The organism is Acinetobacter sp. YH12249 (assembly GCF_013417475.1).
Classification (GTDB): domain Bacteria; phylum Pseudomonadota; class Gammaproteobacteria; order Pseudomonadales; family Moraxellaceae; genus Acinetobacter.
The window spans coordinates 20,232-40,850 of record NZ_VPDX01000017.1; the positions used below are offsets into that span (position 1 = coordinate 20,232).

Sequence of the window (20,619 nt, forward strand, 5' to 3'; positions counted from 1 at the left end):
TTTTTAGAGAATAATTCTAATGAATAGCCCTTATTTAAGCCTTGACCGAATAGATATTCGTATCCTTGATTTGCTGCAGTCTGAATCGAAAATTTCCAATATTAAACTGGCGGAAATGGTGAATCTTTCACCAACTGCGGTGCTTGCTCGTGTACAGAAACTGACCAAGGAAGGATTTATTCTCGGTTATGAAGCGCGACTCAATCCAATCATGCTGAATAACGGTTTTGTGGTCTTTGTCGAAATTTTGCTGGATAAAACCACACCGAATGTACTGGAAGAATTTTCCGAAGCCGTGCAGCATATTCCGGATATTGTGGAATGTCATATGATTAGTGGAGGCTTTGATTTTGTTGTGAAAATTCGCTGTGCCAATATGGATGAATTCCGAAAAATCTCCGGTGATATTTTGTGGCAATTACCGGGGGTAAAGGAAACCCGTAGTTATCCGGTCATGGAAGTGATCAAGGAAACCCAGCAGATCAAGCTGAAAATGCCGGCTAAAGCCAAGGTATAAATTCAGACAAAACAAAAGGGACATAAAGTCCCTTTTTAATTTGAAATAGAAAGATTATTTATTCATTTCAGCCATTTCTTTCTGATATTCGGCTTTTGCCAGTTCAAAACGATTGACGACATCGTGGTTTGGCGCTTTATCCAATAGACTCACAATCACAATACTTAGCGCTGCCAGAATAAAACCTGGAATAATCTCATATAGACCGGTATCACCCATATAATTTTTCCAGGCAATTACGGTTACAGCACCGACAACCATTCCGACAATCGCGCCGTTGAGGGTCATGCGTTTCCAGAACAATGAGAAAATGATCAGTGGACCAAAGGCAGCACCAAAGCCAGCCCAGGCATAAGCCACCAGACCTAGAACTTTACTGTTTGGATTGATGGCCAAGGAGATTGCAATCAAGGCAATCACAATCACCATGCCACGACCCACCCAGATCAGTTCTTTTTGTGAAGCATTTTTACGTAGGAAACCCTTATATAAATCTTCAGTCAGGGTAGTCGAGCAGACCAGTAACTGGCAGCTCAATGTACTCATAATCGCAGCCAGAATTGCCGCTAATATGATGCCTGCAATCCAAGGGTTAAACAGGATTTTGGTCAATTCCATAAACACGGTTTCAGGATTCTGGTTGACGATTGCAGCAGCAGGAAGGTCAGGATTTGCTGCAAAATAAGCAATCCCGATATAGCCCGCCGACATTGCACCCACCAGACATACAATCATCCAGGTCATGCCGATCCGGCGTGCAGTAGGAATAGTTTTGACCGAATCTGCCGCCATAAAGCGCACCAGAATATGTGGCTGACCAAAATAGCCTAAGCCCCAAGCCAAGCTAGAAATAATTGCGACAAAACTTAGGCCTTCCAGCATATTGGAGGCATGTGGACGGGCAGTTTCCAGTAGGGTGCCCACCTGTTGAGCGTTATCACCCAATGCCAGATAGGTAATGATGGGTGTAATAAGCAACGCAAAGATCATTAAGCCAGCCTGAAAGGTATCGGTCCAACTGATTGCCAGGAAGCCGCCAATACACACATACAGAATCGTGGCCACTGCACCGAGCCAAAGTGCTGTCGTGTAATCCCAGCCAAACAGGCTTTCGAACAGACGCGCACCTGCGACCATGCCGGAAGCACAGTAAATTGCAAAGAATACCAGAATCACAATGGCTGATAGTAAGCGTAAGATTCGTTTCTTATCCGCAAAACGGCTGGTGAAATAATCAGGCAGGGTCAGAGCATTGTTCTGAAATTCAGTATGGGCACGCAGACGGCCAGCTACCAGTAACCAGTTCAGCCAGGCGCCAATAATCAGGCCAATCGCAATCCAGACTTCTGACAGACCGGAAAAATAGATGGCTCCGGGTAAGCCCATCAGCAGCCAGCCACTCATGTCGGATGCACCTGCGGAAAGCGCAGTCACGACACTGCCCAGACTTCGCCCACCCAGAATATATTCATCAAAATTGGATGTCGCACGATAGGCATATAAACCGATCCCAATCATGGCGACGATATAAAACATAAAAGTAATCAGTGTCGGGTTAAGCGAGCTCATAGGCAAAGTATCCTTAAATTTTAAACATCATCATCCGGGATGATTTTTGAACTGCATTCACAGGGCAGTGATTCAAACATGGTTTAAAAATTACACTCTGTAACAGTTGATCAGATTTTATGTATATTTTGTGTAAATTAAGAATTTTCTTATAAAAATGAAGAATTAGGAAAGGGTTGTAAAATGCAAACTTACACATGGTTTTGAAGAAAAATAAATAATTTTAATAAACAGTTAAATTCATTGAATTTTTGTATTTTAATTACACAATTTTACAAAAATAACAACAATCTCGAATTAGACATATTTTGTTTCAAATCCTGCTTAAATCACTTCTATTTGTTTTTACACCCTCTCTTCATAGTGGAGTAACGCCATTCTGAATGGTGCATCATCGCTAAGAGTAATATGACATGGACAATATGTTGCAAATAGAATCAAGCCGAATTGAACAGGATTTATTGGGTAAGAAGCAGATTCCCCAGCACAGCTATTATGGTATTCATACTTTGCGTGCGATTGAGAATTTTCAGATTTCAGGTCTGGCAGTAGGCCAGCAAGCACACTTCATTCGCGCATTGGCACAAGTTAAAAAAGCAGCAGCACAAACGAATTTATATTTTCAGAAAATATCAGAACAACAAAGTACTGCTATTCAACAAGCCTGTGATGAATTGATTCATCAACCTCAAGATTGGCAGGAAGCATTTCCGCTTGATCCTTATCAGGGTGGAGCCGGTACTTCTATTAATATGAATGCGAATGAGGTCATTGCAAATCGGGCGCTAGAATTGCTCGGGCATCGTAAAGGCGATTACCATATCTTGCATCCAAATGATCATGTGAATACTTCGCAATCGACTAATGATGTTTATCCCACGGCACTACGTCTAGCGACTTATACACGTCTGGATGAACTACTTCATGTACAAAAATCGTTGATTGATACTTTATATAGCAAGGCATCAGAGTTTCAATATGTGATCAAGATGGGGCGTACCCAGTTACAGGATGCAGTCCCAATGACTCTGGAACAGGAATTCCGTGCTTTCGCAACCTTATTAAAAGAAGACCTGAAGCTGATTGAGCAAATGCGTCAGTTATTGCTGGAAGTGAATCTGGGTGCGACCGCCATTGGAACCGGCGTGAATACTCCAGATGGTTATGCCAAACATGCAGTACAAACTTTAACGAAAATTACTGGCCTACCTTTAAAAGGCGCGGAAGATTATGTCGAAGCGACCAGCGATTGTGGCGTGTTTATTATTCTGTCCAGTAGTCTGAAACGTCTGGCTGTTAAGTTGTCCAAAATCTGTAATGACTTGCGTCTTTTAAGTTCTGGCCCGCGTACCGGTCTAGCGGAAATCCGTTTGCCAGAATTACAGGCGGGTTCTTCTATCATGCCAGCTAAGGTCAATCCGGTTATTCCAGAAGTAGTGAATCAGATTGCGTTTCGTGTGATTGGTAATGACCTGACTGTGACAATGGCAGCAGAAGCAGGGCAATTACAGCTTAATGTTATGGAGCCGGTCATTGCAGTATCCTTAAATGAATCCATCCAATTATTAACTCAAGGTATGCAGACCCTACAACAAAAATGTATCGCTGGAATTCAGGCCAACGAACAGAACTGTTTAAATGCAGTGATGCGTAGTATCGGGATTATCACCTTACTGGAGCCACTTTTGGGTCATGCCACTTGTGATGAAATTGGCAAGCAATGTATTCGTGAAAATAAAACTGTACCCGAAGTGGTGTTGGAGCTGGGTTTGTTGAGTGAAATTCAGCTGGATGAAATCTTTGCCTTTGAAAATCTGGTTTCAGAAGTCCCAATGATGAACCAATGGGAACAGGTATCCTGAAAGTTTAAGGATGAGTCCAATATAGACTCGTACTGATTTTAACCATTTGCCTCAAATCCCGTCTGTGGGTTTGGGGTATTTTCATCTAGACTATATCGATGACACAATGAATTGAGTGCATAGCATGTTTGATAAAATCAGCAACTTATTTAAATCAAATAAACCTGATCCGGCTCAGATTTTTCTGGAAGAGAATCATATCCAATATGTAGAAGGGATCGGCTATATTGTGGATGGGATTAATTTAAATGAGGAGCTGGGCGAGCGGCTGGAATATTTGTCTAACCGACGCATGAAAACTTTTGATGATTTAAAAGCGCTATATTCAACTGCAATGATCATTAATGAAAAAATTGATCTGGAAATTGCCAATCAGCGTTTTAATGCAAGATTAGGAAATACTGAAGAAAACCTGCTGCAATTCAAAGCAATTGTGAAAAAGTTGAATGACTATTATCGTAACTTTTTACGTGATAAAAAATAACTGAATCATAGGCTGATTTTATCCTATGCAGTCAATCTGTAACGACTGCATAAAAATAACGAAATAGCACCAGATCATCGTGATAGTATAAGCTTCATGTTGTTTAGACTTTAAAGCTATATACATGTTCCAACAAGAAATTTCCCAACTTAATTTAACAAAGTTCAAGGCAGGCGAGAAACGCTGGTTAGGCAATCTGCAAGGCTCGTCTACTGCATTATTGCTGAAAGAAATTATCAAGCAGCAACAATCGCGTCTATTTGTTATTGTTGCGCGTAATAACCAGCATTTGGGTCAACTGGAAAGTGAACTGGAATTTTATGGGATTAAACCGACCATATTTCCAGACTGGGAAATTTTGCCTTACGACCGTCTGTCACCGCATCAGGATATCGTTTCTGAACGTCTGGCAATTTTATCTAATATGCCCCAAGGTGGCGTATTGTTGCTGGCAGCTTCTACATTGGCACAGCGTGTTGCACCTACTTCATGGGTGCTGGGTGAACACTTCGATATTCGAGTCGGGCAAAAGCTGGATCTGGAACAGCAAAAGAAAAAACTGATTCAGGCTGGTTATCATCTGGTCGACACCGTTTATGACCATGGTGAATTTGCAGTTCGCGGTAGCATTATCGATATATATGCTTCAGGTCAGGATGCACCAATCCGGATTGACCTGTTCGATGATGAAATTGAAACCCTGAAATTTTTTGATCCGGAAACGCAACGTACTACGCAAACTCTAGAACAATTTACGGTATTACCTGCACAAGAATTTCCACTGAAGGAGGGTCGTGCTACTTTCCGTGACCGTTATGCAGAATTTTTCCCCACAGCTAATCCAAAGAAAAATCCAATTTATCAGGATGTAATGGATGGCATTGCTTCACCGGGAATTGAGTTCTACCTGCCTTTATTCTTTAGTCATGAAGCGATGCAAGGGCAAAGTACCTTAATTTCATACTTACCAAAGAATGGCATTGTCATTACAGATAAGGCGTTGGAGCAGAGTTTAGAACAGTTCTGGCAGGACGTAACTCGCCGTTATGAAGATCGCCGCCATAATATTGATCAGCCGATTCTGCCGCCTGAAGCACTGTTCTGTCCGACCAATCAGCTTTTAGAACAGCTAAATCAGTTTAGTCGCATCATTGCGGCACAAGAAGCTTTTGATGAGAAAGCCGGCGTGATTAATCTGGATACCCAGTTACCACCACGCTTGCCTGTTGATCCAAAACGTGAAAAGCCCTTTACCGAAGTCAAAAAATATATTGATGCGGCCGATCATCCGGTTTTACTGGTTGCTGAAAGTGCCGGTCGTCGTGAAACCTTAAAAGATGCGCTGCGCCCAAGTCTGGGCGATATTCCGACCGTAGAAAACTTTGATGCTTTTGTCGATTCTCTGCATGCGATTGCGATTACCAGTGCACCATTGGAACGTGGTCTGGTTCTGACAAATCGGATCAGTGTGATCTCGGAAAATCAGCTTTACGAACATCGTGTGGTCCAACGTCGTCGCAAGCGTCAGCAGGAAGTATCAGAAGAATTCCTGATCCGCAGTCTGACCGAGCTAAGCATTGGTGCACCAGTGGTACACATTGATTATGGTGTAGGACGTTATGCAGGCTTAATTACTTTAAGTATCGATGATCAGGACCATGAATTTCTGCAACTGGATTATGCTGAAGGCGCTAAAGTCTATGTGCCGGTGACTAACCTGCATCTGATCAGCCGCTATAGTGGTGGCGATCCAGATCTGGCACCTTTACATAAACTGGGTACAGATGCTTGGAATAAAGCCAAGCGTAAAGCTTTGGAACAGATTCATGATGTCGCAGCCGAGTTATTACATATTCAGGCACGTCGTTCATCTAAGCCGGGGATCAGTTTTGAGGTTGATCAAAGTCTGTATATGCAGTTTGCTAGCGGCTTTGCTTATGAAGAAACACCGGATCAGGCCAATGCGATTGAAGCCACACTATATGATATGCAACTGGCAAAACCAATGGACCGTCTGGTCTGTGGTGATGTCGGTTTTGGTAAAACTGAAGTCGCCATGCGGGCAGCCTTTGTCGCAGTTCAAAATAACCGTCAGGTTGCGGTATTAGTGCCTACCACTTTGCTGGCACAACAGCATTATGAATCTTTTAAAGACCGTTTTGCGGACTGGCCAGTTCGGATTGAGGTGCTTTCCCGTTTCGGTTCATCTAAAGCGCATACCAAAACGATTGAGGATTTAGCGGATGGCAAAGTCGATATTGTCATCGGCACCCATAAGCTTTTACAGGAAAATGTCCAGTTCCATAATCTGGGACTGATGATTGTCGATGAAGAACATCGTTTCGGGGTACGTGATAAAGAACGTATTAAGGCCCTGCGTGCCGATGTGGATATGCTGACCCTAACTGCAACGCCAATTCCACGTACCTTAAATATGGCCTTTAGCGGAATGCGTGATCTGTCCATTATTGCAACACCACCAGCACGCCGTCTGGCTGTAAAAACTTTTGTGCAGGAACATACCAGCGACACTATTCGAGAGGCGATTCTGCGTGAATTACTGCGTGGTGGTCAGGTCTATTTCCTGCATAATGAAGTGGATACCATTGAACGTGCTGCAGAAAATATCCGAAATCTGGTGCCTGAAGCACGTGTCATTGTGGCACATGGTCAGATGCGTGAACGTGAGCTGGAGCAGGTAATGCAACAGTTCTACCACAAGGAATACAATGTCCTGGTGTGCTCGACCATTATTGAGACCGGGATTGATGTGCCGAATGCCAATACCATTATTATTGAGCGGGCAGATAAGCTTGGTCTTGCACAGTTACACCAGTTGCGGGGGCGTGTTGGTCGTTCTCATCACCAGGCTTATGCTTATCTCTTGGTTCCATCGATCAAAGGCTTAAAAGGCGATGCAGAAAAACGTCTGGAAGCGATTCAACGTGCCTCGACTTTGGGTGCAGGCTTTATGCTGGCCACCGAAGATCTGGAAATTCGCGGTGCAGGTGAACTTTTAGGCGAGCAGCAAAGTGGTTCGATGCAGGCGATCGGTTATAGCCTGTATATGGAAATGCTAGAAAAAGCGACTAAAGCCATTCAAAAAGGTAAAACGCCGAATTATGATGCGCCACTGTCTTTAACTGCAGAAATCAACCTGCATATGCCAGCCTTGATTCCGGACGATTATCTGGGTGATGTACATCAGCGCTTGCTGTTCTATAAACGCATCAGTAATACCGATACTCAGGAAAAACTCGATAATATCCGTATGGAACTGATTGACCGTTTTGGCATTCCGCCGCAACCGGTGAAACAGTTATTTGCTGTGCATCAGCTACGTCTTAAAGCCGAGCTATTGGGCATCACCAAAATTGACATTGGTGGGCAGGGCGGCCATATCGAATTTGCACCAGATACGCCAGTTCAGGCCATGAGTATTATCCAGATGATGCAGAAACATCCGACCTATTTCAGGATGGAAGGCGGCCAGCGATTAAAAGTGATGGTAATGCTGGAAGACTATCAGAAACGAATCCAGTTCATCAGTGATTTACTGGATAGCCTATTAAAAGAGCTAAATTAATAGTTTTAGATTTTATAGAATATGAATATTCACGCTATATTTCATTTTTATAAATATAGTGTGAATATCAGCTTGTTTTCATATGAAATTATTTAAGCTAATAGTTTGCCGTTTTGTCCTTCACAATTCATACAAAATTGCCCTAAAGCACCCGCTTACAATACTCAGCCGCAATTGTATATGGTAGTATTAGCCATCATTCTAATTTTGCATCATTTATAAAGATATGTTTAGTTTGCATCCACAACTTGCTCAAGATACGTTTTTTGTAGGCGACTTTCCTTTATCAACATGTCGTTTGATGAATGATATGCAATTTCCGTGGTTGATTCTGGTTCCGCGTGTACCAGGCGTTACCGAATTATATGAATTGAGCCAAGCTGACCAAGAGCAGTTTTTACGTGAATCAAGCTGGTTATCTAGCCAGTTAGCGCGTGTATTCCGTGCCGACAAAATGAATGTCGCAGCTTTGGGCAATATGGTGCCGCAACTGCATTTTCATCATGTGGTTCGTTATCAAAATGATGTGGCATGGCCTAAGCCGGTATGGGGCACTCCAGCAGTTCCTTATAGCAGTGAAGTATTGGCACATATGCGTCAAACCTTGATGCTGGCTTTACGCGGTCAAGGGGATATGCCATTTGACTGGCGTATGGACTAAGCGTTGACATACATTTTATGGTCCATTCAGGATTTTGGACTTTAAGAGAGTAATTGAGTGCAATTAGACGACTGGATTCATCAGGAACCAAAACAGTTTGAATATTTCCATCGGATGATGGGATATATCATGCTGTCTCTGGTTCTGATCGTCTATCACTACACGGAACCGGACACCAATTACCAGATTTTTGTTCCGTTATTTCTGGCACTGGTTTTGGTGATCACACCGAAATTATCCCGGTGGATGATTTATAAATACGACTATAATTTAAAACGTAATTTCTTCTTTGTTCTAGATGTGATTATCGTATCGGTTGTACTTGCAGCTGTGCATCTGGATCTGGTGTTGTCTCTACTGGCAGTGGTCACATTGCTATATACCGCCATTAATAACAAGATTTCGTTCATGATGGTGTCACTGGCTGGCCTGATTGGCACCATGATCTTTTATCTGTCTACCATTGGCATTTTTGGGTTTACCAGCTATTTCAGTCCCACCAGTACCGAACTCACCGTACTAGGTTTCATCTGTTTGATTACTTATTTTGGTGTCGGAAATTTCTATCAAAGCGGTCGTATGCAATATATGACCCAAAAGAAAAATCATTATTTTGACCAGATGAACCGTTATATGGAATTTGCTAACCAGCTCAGCCGTTATGCGCCAGTGCAGTTATGGCAATCCATCATGAAAGGCGAGTCTGAAGCTAAGATCGAATACAAACGTAAAAAACTCACGATTTTCTTTTCGGATATTCAGGGATTTACAGAGCTTTCTGAAACTCTGATTCCGGATGACTTAGCTTTCCTGTTGAATGACTACTTAAGCCATATGACTGAAATCGCCAAGAAATATGAAGCAACGGTCGATAAGTTCATGGGGGATGCCATCCTGATCTTCTTTGGCGATCCGCACTCTGATGGTGTAGAGCAGGATGCTAAAAATTGTCTGGAAATGGCGATTTCAATGCGTCAGCAAATGAAATTACTACGCGAACGCTGGATTAAAATGGGTTATCCGCCATTACATATCCGTATGGGGATTTCAACCGGTTATTGTCACGTGGGGAACTATGGTGCCAATCACCGTATGGCCTATACCATTGTTGGTCGTGATGCTAATTTGGCTGCACGCTTACAAAGTGCTGCGGAAGTTGATGAAATCCTGATTTCTGAAGATACCCATAACCTGATCAAAAATGACTATCTATGTGCACCTAAAAAGCCAATTTTCCTGAAAGGGATTAAGGCACCGGTTCGCACTTGGCAAGTGATGGAAAAATATGCCTTCCAGAAAGTTGAATATCAGCGCTGGTTTGATTATGAATATAAAGGTTTCCATTTACTGTTAAATCTGGATGAAGTGCAAAACTATGATTATCCAGAGTTGCTGCATGTGCTGGAGAAAATGATTAAACGCATTCAAACCCAACAGCAACTGACCAACTCTCAAGGAATTGTGAAATTAAAACTTGAAGATGAAGTCATTGAACCTTTGTCTGCTGAAGAAGCATTTCGAGCAGCTGAACGATCAAAAGTCATCTAATTTTTATGATTCAAATAAATGATAAAGACCATAAAAAAAACCACGCCTAAGCGTGGTTTTTTGATTGCAGAATCTTAGTGATTTTCTGAAGCATGGTTGATGGTATATTTTGGAATTTCAACTTCCAGATCTTCATCCACAATCTTCACTTGGCAAGACAGACGAGAGTCGGGTTCTAATCCCCAAGCACGATCGAGCAAGTCAGCTTCGACATCATTCATTTCTTCAAGACTGTCAAAACCGTGACGGACAATTACGTGGCAAGTGGTACATGCACATGACATATCACACGCATGTTCAATCTTGATTCCGTTTTTTAGCATGCTTTCACATAGATTGGCATCTTGTTCAACTTCAAACTCAGCGCCTTCAGGGCAAATTTGCGCATGTGGAAGAACTTTAATACGTGGCATAGTCTTTACCTTAAATTAGTTTGAATTTGACCAATCGTCGAGTTTAGTACCTTTAAGGGCAGCATCAATATGTTGATTCATGCGCAGAGCAGCAAATGCATCACTATGTATTTTAAGCTGTTCTACTGCAGATTCAATGGCTTTGATATCTGTACCTTGTAGCTCGGACTCAAGTCGTGCTTGCGCAGCAGTCAGTTCTGCCAATTGCTTTTCATTCATCAATTGAGCATCTACTTTCAGTGCCTGAACCAGTGCTTCAAGTTCACGTTGTGCTTCCACCTTGGTTTCCTGTAGATGACGAAGATTTTTATCTTCTTCAGCAAACTGATAACCTTCTAACAGCAGACGTTCAGTATCTTCACTCGACAAGCCATAAGATGGTTTGATATCGATTTGTGCAGTCACACCTGAAGTCATTTCTTTGGCAGAAACGGTTAATAAGCCATCTGCATCCACTTGGAAAGTCACTTCAATGCGTGCCTGACCTGCGGTCATTGGAGGAATGCCATGCAGGACAAAACGGCCCAAGCTGCGGCAATGTTCTACCAGATCACGTTCACCTTGTACCACATGAATCAGCATAGCGGTTTGGCCATCCTGATACGTCGTAAATTCCTGGCGACGTGCGACTGGAATCGCGGTATTACGTGAAATCAGACGCTCAACCAGACCGCCCATGGTTTCCAGACCAAGAGAAAGTGGAGTCACATCTAATAATAATGATCCATCTTTGCTGTTACCAATGAGCTGATTCGCTGTAATTGAAGCACCAATCGCAACCACTTCATCCGGGTTAATGGTGCATAGAGGCTCTTGGTTAAACACATCACGTACTGCTTTTTGCACGGCGTACGAGCGGGTAGAACCACCTACAAGCACCACATTCTGAATATCATCAAGTTCCAGCTTGGCATCACGCATGACACGCTTACAAACGCTGATGGTTTTATCCAAAGCAACCTTGATGATTTCTTCAAAAGTCGGGCGATCTAAAGTCAGGCTTTGATCAAGCAGCTTTAATTCAACTGAGTCTGCATCAGATAATGCTTCTTTAGCTTTACGCGCAGCAGTAATGAAATGCGCATATTCAGCATCATCTAGGGTTTCGATATTAAGCTGTTTTTTAGCCCATTTTAAAATCAGACGATCCAGATCGTCACCACCTAGAGCAGTATGGCCACCAGTCGCTAATACTTCGAACACACCTTGAGAGAAACGCAGAATGGATACGTCAAAGGTACCGCCGCCCAAGTCATAAATCACATAGTTGCGATCTGTGCTCAAGTTGGTTTCCTGATCCAATCCATAAGCCACCGCAGCAGCTGTTGGTTCATTCAATAAACGCAGAACGTTTAAACCGGCCAGTTGCGCGGCATCACGTGTTGCCTGGCGTTGTGCTTCATCAAAGTATGCAGGAACCGTAATCACGGCACCATTAATCTCATTTTTTAAGCTGGCTTCAGCACGTTCTTTAAGCTGCTTTAAAATTTCCGCAGAAATCTCAACTGGCGTTTTACGTCCTTGCGCAGTTTCAAATGCCGGCATTTCATTCGCTTCGCCCACCAAGGCATAAGGATGCTGGAATTTAATATCTGCTTGGGAGCGACCCATAAAACGTTTTACGGATACAATCGTATTTTTAGGATCGGTGGTAATAAAAGGTTTGGCATCATCGCCATATTCAGTGCTTTGTGCTGCATAATGAACGATAGAAGGAAGTAACACACGACCTTGTTCATCTTTGAGTACTTTGGCTTGACCTGAAAGAACCGTGGCAACCAAAGAGTGGGTGGTGCCTAAATCGATACCAATCGCAATGCGGTGTTCATGTGGTGCACTTGATTGACCTGGTTCTGCAATCTGCAAGAGAGCCATAGTGTTACATCCTTTGCACGTTAAAATTAAATAGAAAAATTAAAATTCATCATCAAGATCAAAGCTGTCATCATCTAGGAAACGGTCTTCCGCTTTGTCGATGTCCGCCATGACTTTAACAAAGAAACGCAGTTTACGCACGGTATCGCGAGCTTCGCCCCAGTCTTCATCTTCATAGTCGATTTTGAACTCACGAACTAGACCATCAATCCATTGCTGAACTTCAACTTTCAGAGAAGAAAGATCTTCAGCCGATGAGGCTTCATCTAATTGCTCGCGAATTTCCAGCGCATCCTGAAGAAATTCAAAATCGCTAATAGACTGATCCAGATGATAGTCCTGTTTTTTTAAAGACAGTAAATAAGCTGCACGGCTATCAACCGCTGACAAAGCCTTGAATGCCTGATTGATCTCGCTTGATTTAATCAAAGCCTGATCTTTATCTTCAGCTTTATCGGGGTGATATTGTTGCTGCAACTTTAAAAACTCTGCTTTTAAAGTGGCTAAATCAATATCGAGTGCTACAGGAAGATTGAACAACTCAAAATGATTCATGGGAGATAGAGTCCGCGATTAATATGCAAAAATGATTAAGCTTGATGACAATTAAAATAACTGCCTAAATGCAATTAAAACAGTGTATTTCACACTGTTTTAATGCTGAAAAAAGAGAATTATTGCTGCAATCAGACAGTGAATGACTCACCACAACCACATTCGCCTTTTTTATTTGGATTGTTAAATTCGAAGCCTTCGTTCAAGCCGTTTTTTACGTAGTCCATTTCTAGACCTTCGAGATAAACCAGACTTTTTGGATCTACGAAAACTTTAACACCAAACTGTTCAAAGACCTGGTCATGAGTATCGACTTCGTCGACAAACTCAAGAACATAAGCAAGACCAGAACAGCCTGAAGTTTTCACACCAACACGAATGCCTTCACCCTTACCGCGACTTTTGAGGTAATTGCTGATATGAGTTGCTGCATTTTCAGTTAAGTGGATCATGAAAACTCCGTGAATCTTTCTTCAAAAAACGAATGATTAAGCTTTAGACTTCTTGTTGCGGTAGTCTTCAACAGCCGCTTTAATTGCATCTTCAGCCAGTACAGAGCAGTGTACTTTTACTGGTGGAAGAGCCAATTCATTTGCGATATCAATGTTTTTGATCGCTTGTGCTTGGTCTAAGGTTTTACCTTTTAACCATTCAGTCACTAATGAACTTGATGCAATTGCAGAACCGCAACCATAAGTTTTAAAACGTGCTTCTTCAATCACGCCTTCATCATTTACTTGGATCTGTAAACGCATTACGTCACCACAAGCAGGTGCACCGACCATACCAGTACCAACGTTTTCTGCATTTTTGTCTAAAACACCAACGTTACGTGGGTTTTCGTAATGATCAATTACTTTTTCGCTATAAGCCATGTTGCTTCTCCAAAACTCGGGGTCAGCCTTAATATAAATATGGGGATTAAAAATTTTTTATCAATGAGATAGCGGTATAAATACAGCTATCTCAGAGTCAAAAATTAGTGCTCAGCCCATTCAACTGTAGAAAGGTCGATACCTTCTTTGTACATATCCCAAAGCGGAGAAAGTTCACGTAATTTCTCAACAGCAGCTTTAGTGATATTTAAAACGTGATCGATATCTTCTTCAGTGGTGTACTTACCAAAGCTGAAGCGGATCGAACTGTGTGCAAGTTCATCAGAAAGACCTAATGCACGAAGTACATAAGATGGTTCAAGTGTTGCAGATGTACATGCTGAACCTGAAGATACGGCTGCATCTTTCAGTGCCATCATCAATGATTCACCTTCAACAAAGTTGAAACTTACGTTTAAGTAGTTTGCAACGTTTTGAGTTGGGTGACCGTTCAAGAATACCTGTTCAAGATCTTGTAAGCCATTCCAAAGCTTGTCACGAAGTACACGTAAACGAGCTTGTTCAGACTGTAAATTTTTGCCTGCAAGTTCAAATGCTTCACCCATACCAACGATCTGGTGAGTTGCAAGAGTACCTGAACGCATACCACGTTCATGACCGCCACCATGCATTTGTGCTTTTAGACGTACACGTGGTGAACGACGTACGAACAGGGCACCAATACCTTTAGGACCATAGATTTTATGTGCAGAGAAGCTCATCAAATCGACTTTCAATTGAGAAAGATCGATTTCAACTTTACCCGCAGCCTGTGCAGCATCAACGTGGAAGAAAATCTTTTTCGCGCGGGTGATTTCACCAATCGCAGCAACATCAGTTATCGTACCGATTTCGTTGTTTACCATCATCAGGGAAACAAGAATGGTATCCGGACGAATCGCTGCTTCAACCATTTCTGGGGTAATTAAACCAGTTTTTGGTTGCGGCTCAAGATAAGTAATCTCAAAACCTTCAGACTCTAGCTCACGACAAGTATCCAAAATTGCTTTATGTTCAATTTTAGAAGTGATGAGGTGTTTGCCTTTAGATGCATAGAACTGAGCCACACCTTTCAATGCAAGGTTGTCAGATTCAGTTGCACCTGAAGTCCATACGATTTCACGCGGATCAGCTTTTACTAAATTCGCCACTTGTTCACGGGCGTATTCAACTTTTTCTTCCGCTTGCCAGCCATAAGCATGTGAACGAGATGCTGCATTACCGAAGGTGCCTTCGAAAGTTAAGCATTCCATCATACGTTCTGCAACTTGAGGATCTACCGGAGTTGTTGCTGCATAGTCAAGATAAATCGGACGTTTCATGTCAAATACCTGTAACCGATAAAAGGGCTGAATCAATGTTTGCTGAATTTTGGCGTAATGACACGGTTTGTACGTTGTCACGGGCTACAAGGTCAGCAAGGGTGATTTTTGCGAGATAATCGGCAATGTGGTGGGAGAGTTCTTGCCATAAATCATGAGTCAAGCACATCGCGCCATTTTGGCAGTTGCCTTTATGGTCACAGCGAGTCGCATCAACTGTTTCGTTTACAGCTTCAATAATTGCTAACACAGTAATTTCATCTGCGCTGCGTGCTAAATGATATCCACCATTGGCACCGCGAACACTCGAAACTAGACCATAACGTTTTAGTTTCGCAAATAACTGCTCGAGATAGGCAACAGAAATAGTTTGACGTGCTGCAATTTCAGCAAGCGTGATCGTTTGTTCAGATGGCTGCAAAGCTAAATCAAGTAGAGCAGTCACTGCGTAGCGACCGCGAGTGGTTAGGCGCATGATTCGATACACATGGTTAGACTAGATGTGTAGATTTTATGAATCCCGACTAAATTAGTCAAGTTATTTTTGTGAATGGCGAGCGTATTTAATTTTCTGAAAATGAAAGAATTACGCGCTGATCCAATTATACACTAATAACGCAATCAAAAGTACTGTGATTATACTAAAGACCATATTGATCCGCTTTTGACGGCGTTCCATACGTTTAATGCGGTTGCGATACTGTTTAACTTCAACTTGCAGGCTATTAATTTTAGAACGCTGATCTTCAATTTTCTTTAATAAAGGCGCAATACGTTTTCTTGATGAAACAATATCGGTCTCATCTGCCGGTGGTTCAGATAACCAGTGTTTCCAGTCGGACAATACTTTAGGTAAGGCAAATAAAGTCAGTAAATCACGGAACTCGTCTTTTAAAACCTGATTGCCATCAATACGCATCGCACGAATGCTTCTGCGATTGCCAAAGATAAAGATCTTAATCAGATCCATTAAAGTAGTGCGAACATCCAGATCAATAACTCTGCCTGGTGCTTTATAGTCAAATAACAGCCCGTCTTTGGTAAACTGAACATAGAAATCAAAATATGGAATATAACTATTGATTTTTATTGTAATATTCTCATCTACAAACTTCTTCGCCTGAAGAGCAACAACACGGTCATGTTTGAGAATGAACGTGAATATTGTTTCTAAAACGATTAAAGTCATCGTAAGCAACAAATGTGGTTGATTTTGACTTTGTTGCGATTCACTCATATATACAACCAATCCTTACCTGAAAATTAAAATGAAAAAGCATCCTGCTGAGTAAAAGATTTCAGGGTTAAATCAAATTAGACTTGAAATAAAGTGCTTTGTAGAACAGTTTAGCAAATCTATCAAGCCCTAAATTTGCTATTATGCGGTGATTTTGTAGATAATTTTATGATATTTGCATAGAAAATAAGCAGGAGTCGTGTACATGGATAAAACAAAAACGACACAAGATACAGATCAGGAATTGATTGAAAAACCAGTGAAGAGTAAGTCAAAGTCTGCTTCAGAGCGACGTTCAATGCTGGACTTTCGTAAATATACCAAGCAGATCTGGTTGGCTGGCCTTGGGGCATTTTCCCGGGCAGAGGAAGAAGGCAATAAACTGTTTGACTCGCTGGTCAAGGTCGGAGAAGAGCTAGAATCCAAAACAGTCGATATTGCAGATCAAACTGTGGAAAAAGTCTCCGAAAAAGCACGCGAATCTGTGACAGATACCAAAGATAAGGTTGAAAAACTGATCGACAACTCTGTTCATCATTCCTTGAATCGTATAGGATTAGTCACACTGAAGGATGTACAACATCTGGAGCGTTTAATTCTTCAGTTGCATGCCAAGGTTGATGAATTGACCTTGCAGCAAGAAAAAATACAGAAAGAATTATCGAAAAAAATACACACAAAATGATTTTCTTCATAATTCAATGTTTTTTTCGCATATATTTTGAAAAAAAAGAGGTTTATAAGTATTGCGTTTATACCTAAAGCATTGCTATAAAGGCGTTATGGTAGTTTAAACAAATTCTTGGACCTTAAATAAACGATATTAAGAGGACGTAGTTTTCATGAATAAATCAGAATTAATTGATGCAATTGCAGAGAAAGGGGGATTATCTAAGGCTGACGCAGGTAAAGCTTTAGATGCTACAATTGCTTCTGTTACTGAAGCTTTAAAAGCGGGTGATACAGTAACTCTAGTTGGTTTTGGTACTTTCGGCGTTAAAGAGCGTGCTGCACGTACTGGCCGTAATCCACAAACTGGTGCTACTCTTGAAATTAAAGCAAGCAAAGTACCTAGCTTCAAAGCAGGTAAAGGCTTAAAAGACGCTGTTGCTTAAGCTGCTTCAATCCTAAAACGCGCCTTCTTTGGCGCGTTTTTTATTGATAGATTTAATTGTTTTGATTAACACATTCATTCAATGGGTTTTTTCGGTTAAAATCCTCTGCAAATAAAATATTGGAATACTTATGGAATCTTTTCGTAAAGTTATTAAGGGTTGGTTGGGCAAGGTCTTGCTCGTTCTGTTTTTAACCCCTTTAGCGCTTGTAGGTATTGAAGGATATTTTAGCGGCGGGAATTCTGATGCAGCAAAATCAGTCAATGGAACTGATATCTCTAAACAAGAATTAGAGTCACTGACAAAATCATTCAAACAACAATACTTAAGTTATGCCAATGGTGATGAAACCTTATTAAATCAAAGCTTCATCGATCAAAAAGCGATGGATACCCTGGTTGCGCGTACCTTGCTTTTGCAACAGGCTGAAAAACTGGGGATTAGCCTGAGTGACCAGCAAATTGCACAGATGATTTCTCAGCAGCCTTCTTTCCAGGAGAATGGCAAATTTTCTAATGCTTTATATGAAAATTACCTGAAATCAATCGGCATGACTAACAATGCTTTAGTAGAAAGTTTACGTAAAGACCATGCACTGAAAATGCTGTCTTCTACTTTTATGGATTATCCATTGGTCAGTCCGGTTGAAATGCAGCAAATTGCAGATCTGCAAACTGAACAGCGTCATATTCATATCGCTAGCGTGAATCTGGACAGCTATAAAAAAGCAGTAAAAGTATCAGAAGCTGATATTGCAGCATATTATGAAAAGCACAAATCCCAATTCAAGCAACCGACTAGCGTTGATGTGGATTATGTGGTGATCAAGCCGAGCAATATTGATACTGCCAATGTAGCGGTTACTGATGCAGAATTGCAGGAAGCTTATAATAAATTTGTGGCTGACCAGAAGCAGAATGTAAAACCAGAGGTTAAACATATTCTGGTGACTGCAGATAGTCGTAGCGATGCTGAGGCCAAAAAATTGGCAAGCGAAATTGCAGCTAAAATCAAAGCTGGTAGTACTTTTGCACAAGCAGCAGCTCAATATTCTGAGGATCCTGAATCTAAGTCTAAAGGCGGTGCTATTGCTGTCTATGAAAAAGGCGTGTTCGGTACTACCTTTGATCAGACTGTTGCATCTTTAAAATCTGGTCAAGTTTCAGCGCCTGTTAAAACGGATTATGGCTACCATATTATTTCAGTCCAATTACCTGATGTAGCAGTTCCATCGTTTGAATCTCAAAAAGCACGTTTATCTGAAGAAGTATTGGCAGCGAAAAAATCTAATGCATTCTCTGATACGGTAAACAGTCTGAATGACATGGTCGTAAGTGCGGACTCGCTAGATGTTGTTGCTCAGGAAGTGAAGGGTGTTCAGGTTCAGAAAGCAAATAGTGTGACACTTGCGACACGTGATCCATTGCTAAGTGATGCGGCTGTCAAAGTTAAACTGTTTAATGATGACGTGAAAAATGGCGACCGTAATGCATCTTCAAGCATTCAGTTAGCCAATGGTGATGTGGCTTGGGTAAAAGTTCGCAATTATCATGCAGCGGGTGAGCAGACACTGGCAGAAGCTAAACCAGCAGTAAAAGCAAAACTGATTCAAGATAAAGCATTTGTTGCGGCTAAAGCTGAAGTTCAAACTGCATTGAATGAATTTAAAACCAAGCCTGCAGCATCAGTTGCGAAAGGTAAACTGGTATTCGAAGATGCAGGCATTTATACACGCGCAGAAGGTCTGCTTAAGCGTGATGTACAACGTGCAGCATTTAGCGTACCAGCGCCTAAAGCAGGTCACTGGTCAGTAACGACAGCAAATATGCCAAATGAATTGGTGGTTGTGGCAGTTTCTGAAGTGAAGAAAAATCCGATCGATGTTTTAAGTGCAGAGCAACGTAGTGAGCTGGTGAAATTGTATCAACAGCTTCGTGGTCAACAAGAATTTGATGATTATACGCGTTACTTAAAATCTCACGCAAAAATCAAATAAGATTCGCTTTTAAAAAACCAGCCTACGGGCTGGTTTTTTATTTTCTTAAGTAAGAAATAATATCCAAAATAAGAAGAGAGCATATAACTCTCTTCTGAAATCCGGTCATTTTATTCCGCTCTAAAAATTAGCTCATAACCTGTATATTTACGGATATTAATCACACCAGTATCCAGAATCAGATATTGGCCTTTAATCCCTTGTAGTTTGCCTCGGATCACTGGAGTTTTATCTAAATTGTGAGATTTGATTTTTTCTGGATATTGCTCTACCGGATAGATGAACTCACGTGGTAATTCCTTATCCAAAACTTCAATATTCTCATTAAACTGCAAATTCTGATTAAACTCTTCACGGATAGTTTGGATTTTCGGTGCAAATTCTTCAATCAGCTGATCGCGAACCTCAATCAGATTTAAAGGTTCCGCTTCACCTTTGAGTAATTTACGCCAGTCGGTTTTATCTGCGACCTGAGTACCAAACATCACTTCCAGTTTACCGGAAAGACGGCGAGAACCCACTTTCATGATAGGAAGGGCTTGAGTTGCACCTTGATCCAGCCAACGAGTCGGCATTTGATTGATACGGGTAATTCCAACTTTCAATGCACTAGAATTGGCCAGATAAACAATATGGGGCTGGAAGCAGACATTCTGTGCAAACTCATCTTCCCGGCAAGTGCCTAAATGATAATGGCAGGTTTCCGGTTTCATGATACACATATCACATGAAGCTTTAGTTTTAAAACATTTAAAACAGTGGCCTTGTGAGAATGATTTAGAAGTTTTCTTGCCACAAGAAACACAATAGATATTTCCAGTCCATTCAATCTCGATTTCCTGACCTAACTGGAATGGAAGGTTAATTTCTGATCCATCTAATATTAATTTATATTCAACATTTGCCCGCTGGGTATTTTGATCAGTTACACTAAGGTCTGTAAGATCGACGTGCATTTTATGGCAAATGCCCTGAAGTTCCATAAAAAATTACTCACTTAAATC

19 protein-coding genes are annotated in these 20,619 nt (G+C 41.5%); 9 read left to right on the forward strand and 10 right to left on the reverse strand.

Annotation, left to right across the window (positions count from 1 at the left end):
• The first annotated feature begins 19 nt into the window (after positions 1-19).
• Positions 20-517, forward strand: coding sequence for an Lrp/AsnC ligand binding domain-containing protein (locus FTV25_RS10000; protein ID WP_004786082.1), 498 nt, complete (start codon positions 20-22; stop codon positions 515-517).
• 54 nt (positions 518-571) lie between these two features.
• On the opposite strand, the gene putP is transcribed toward FTV25_RS10000, so the two are convergent.
• Entirely contained in the window at positions 572-2,086 is a 1,515-nt protein-coding gene (gene putP / locus FTV25_RS10005) for a sodium/proline symporter PutP (RefSeq protein WP_180003199.1), read from the reverse strand.
• A 413-nt stretch (positions 2,087-2,499) separates the two neighbouring features.
• Here putP and aspA point away from each other — a divergent pair, with 413 nt between their 5' ends.
• From aspA to FTV25_RS10030, 5 genes are all read left to right on the forward strand, one after another.
• Positions 2,500-3,948 (forward strand): aspartate ammonia-lyase, encoded by a 1,449-nt coding sequence (gene aspA / locus FTV25_RS10010; RefSeq protein ID WP_180003201.1) that lies wholly within the window; start codon positions 2,500-2,502, stop codon positions 3,946-3,948.
• A gap of 124 nt (positions 3,949-4,072) precedes the next feature.
• Entirely contained in the window at positions 4,073-4,432 is a 360-nt protein-coding gene (locus FTV25_RS10015) for a hypothetical protein (protein ID WP_034702570.1), read from the forward strand.
• A gap of 124 nt (positions 4,433-4,556) precedes the next feature.
• Positions 4,557-8,018 carry a transcription-repair coupling factor gene (gene mfd, locus FTV25_RS10020; RefSeq protein WP_180003203.1) on the forward strand — a complete coding sequence of 1,154 codons (3,462 nt, stop codon included), beginning with the start codon at positions 4,557-4,559 and terminating at the stop codon, positions 8,016-8,018.
• 226 nt (positions 8,019-8,244) lie between these two features.
• Positions 8,245-8,679: an HIT domain-containing protein gene (locus FTV25_RS10025; RefSeq protein WP_180003205.1), complete on the forward strand. Its 435-nt coding sequence runs from the start codon at positions 8,245-8,247 to the stop codon at positions 8,677-8,679.
• A 57-nt stretch (positions 8,680-8,736) separates the two neighbouring features.
• The gene (locus tag FTV25_RS10030) at positions 8,737-10,227 is read left to right on the forward strand and encodes an adenylate/guanylate cyclase domain-containing protein (protein WP_159122747.1); all 1,491 of its coding nucleotides are present in this window, start codon (positions 8,737-8,739) and stop codon (positions 10,225-10,227) included.
• Between the two features lie 74 nt (positions 10,228-10,301).
• Here FTV25_RS10030 and fdx read toward each other — a convergent pair whose 3' ends face one another.
• From fdx to FTV25_RS10070, 8 genes are all read right to left on the reverse strand, one after another.
• On the reverse strand, positions 10,302-10,640 hold the full coding sequence (gene fdx / locus FTV25_RS10035) for an ISC system 2Fe-2S type ferredoxin (protein ID WP_180003207.1): 339 nt from the start codon (positions 10,638-10,640) through the stop codon (positions 10,302-10,304).
• A gap of 15 nt (positions 10,641-10,655) precedes the next feature.
• Complete coding sequence (gene hscA / locus FTV25_RS10040) at positions 10,656-12,515, reverse strand: Fe-S protein assembly chaperone HscA (protein WP_180003209.1); 1,860 nt, start codon at positions 12,513-12,515, stop codon at positions 10,656-10,658.
• A 39-nt stretch (positions 12,516-12,554) separates the two neighbouring features.
• The gene (hscB, locus tag FTV25_RS10045) at positions 12,555-13,070 is read right to left on the reverse strand and encodes a Fe-S protein assembly co-chaperone HscB (protein ID WP_004786065.1); all 516 of its coding nucleotides are present in this window, start codon (positions 13,068-13,070) and stop codon (positions 12,555-12,557) included.
• 131 nt (positions 13,071-13,201) lie between these two features.
• Positions 13,202-13,522, reverse strand: a complete 321-nt coding sequence (gene iscA, locus FTV25_RS10050) for an iron-sulfur cluster assembly protein IscA (protein WP_004786063.1) — start codon at positions 13,520-13,522, stop codon at positions 13,202-13,204.
• 36 nt (positions 13,523-13,558) lie between these two features.
• Positions 13,559-13,945 (reverse strand): Fe-S cluster assembly scaffold IscU, encoded by a 387-nt coding sequence (gene iscU / locus FTV25_RS10055; protein WP_004786061.1) that lies wholly within the window; start codon positions 13,943-13,945, stop codon positions 13,559-13,561.
• A gap of 104 nt (positions 13,946-14,049) precedes the next feature.
• Positions 14,050-15,267 (reverse strand): IscS subfamily cysteine desulfurase, encoded by a 1,218-nt coding sequence (locus FTV25_RS10060; RefSeq protein WP_180003211.1) that lies wholly within the window; start codon positions 15,265-15,267, stop codon positions 14,050-14,052.
• Position 15,268: 1 nt separating this feature from the next.
• Positions 15,269-15,742, reverse strand: a complete 474-nt coding sequence (locus FTV25_RS10065) for an Rrf2 family transcriptional regulator (RefSeq protein WP_179992330.1) — start codon at positions 15,740-15,742, stop codon at positions 15,269-15,271.
• A gap of 111 nt (positions 15,743-15,853) precedes the next feature.
• Entirely contained in the window at positions 15,854-16,504 is a 651-nt protein-coding gene (locus tag FTV25_RS10070; protein ID WP_104426168.1) for a hypothetical protein, read from the reverse strand.
• A 205-nt stretch (positions 16,505-16,709) separates the two neighbouring features.
• On the opposite strand from FTV25_RS10070, the gene FTV25_RS10075 reads away from it, so the two are divergent.
• The 3 genes from FTV25_RS10075 (at position 16,710) to FTV25_RS10085 (ending at position 19,615) form a co-directional block, all read left to right on the forward strand.
• Entirely contained in the window at positions 16,710-17,189 is a 480-nt protein-coding gene (locus FTV25_RS10075) for a phasin family protein (RefSeq protein WP_179992331.1), read from the forward strand.
• Positions 17,190-17,346: 157 nt separating this feature from the next.
• Positions 17,347-17,619: an HU family DNA-binding protein gene (locus tag FTV25_RS10080; RefSeq protein ID WP_004786051.1), complete on the forward strand. Its 273-nt coding sequence runs from the start codon at positions 17,347-17,349 to the stop codon at positions 17,617-17,619.
• A 130-nt stretch (positions 17,620-17,749) separates the two neighbouring features.
• Positions 17,750-19,615, forward strand: coding sequence for a SurA N-terminal domain-containing protein (locus FTV25_RS10085; RefSeq protein WP_180003213.1), 1,866 nt, complete (start codon positions 17,750-17,752; stop codon positions 19,613-19,615).
• Between the two features lie 110 nt (positions 19,616-19,725).
• On the opposite strand, the gene FTV25_RS10090 is transcribed toward FTV25_RS10085, so the two are convergent.
• Positions 19,726-20,598, reverse strand: a complete 873-nt coding sequence (locus tag FTV25_RS10090) for a DUF2797 domain-containing protein (RefSeq protein ID WP_180003214.1) — start codon at positions 20,596-20,598, stop codon at positions 19,726-19,728.
• Positions 20,599-20,619: the final 21 nt, after the last annotated feature.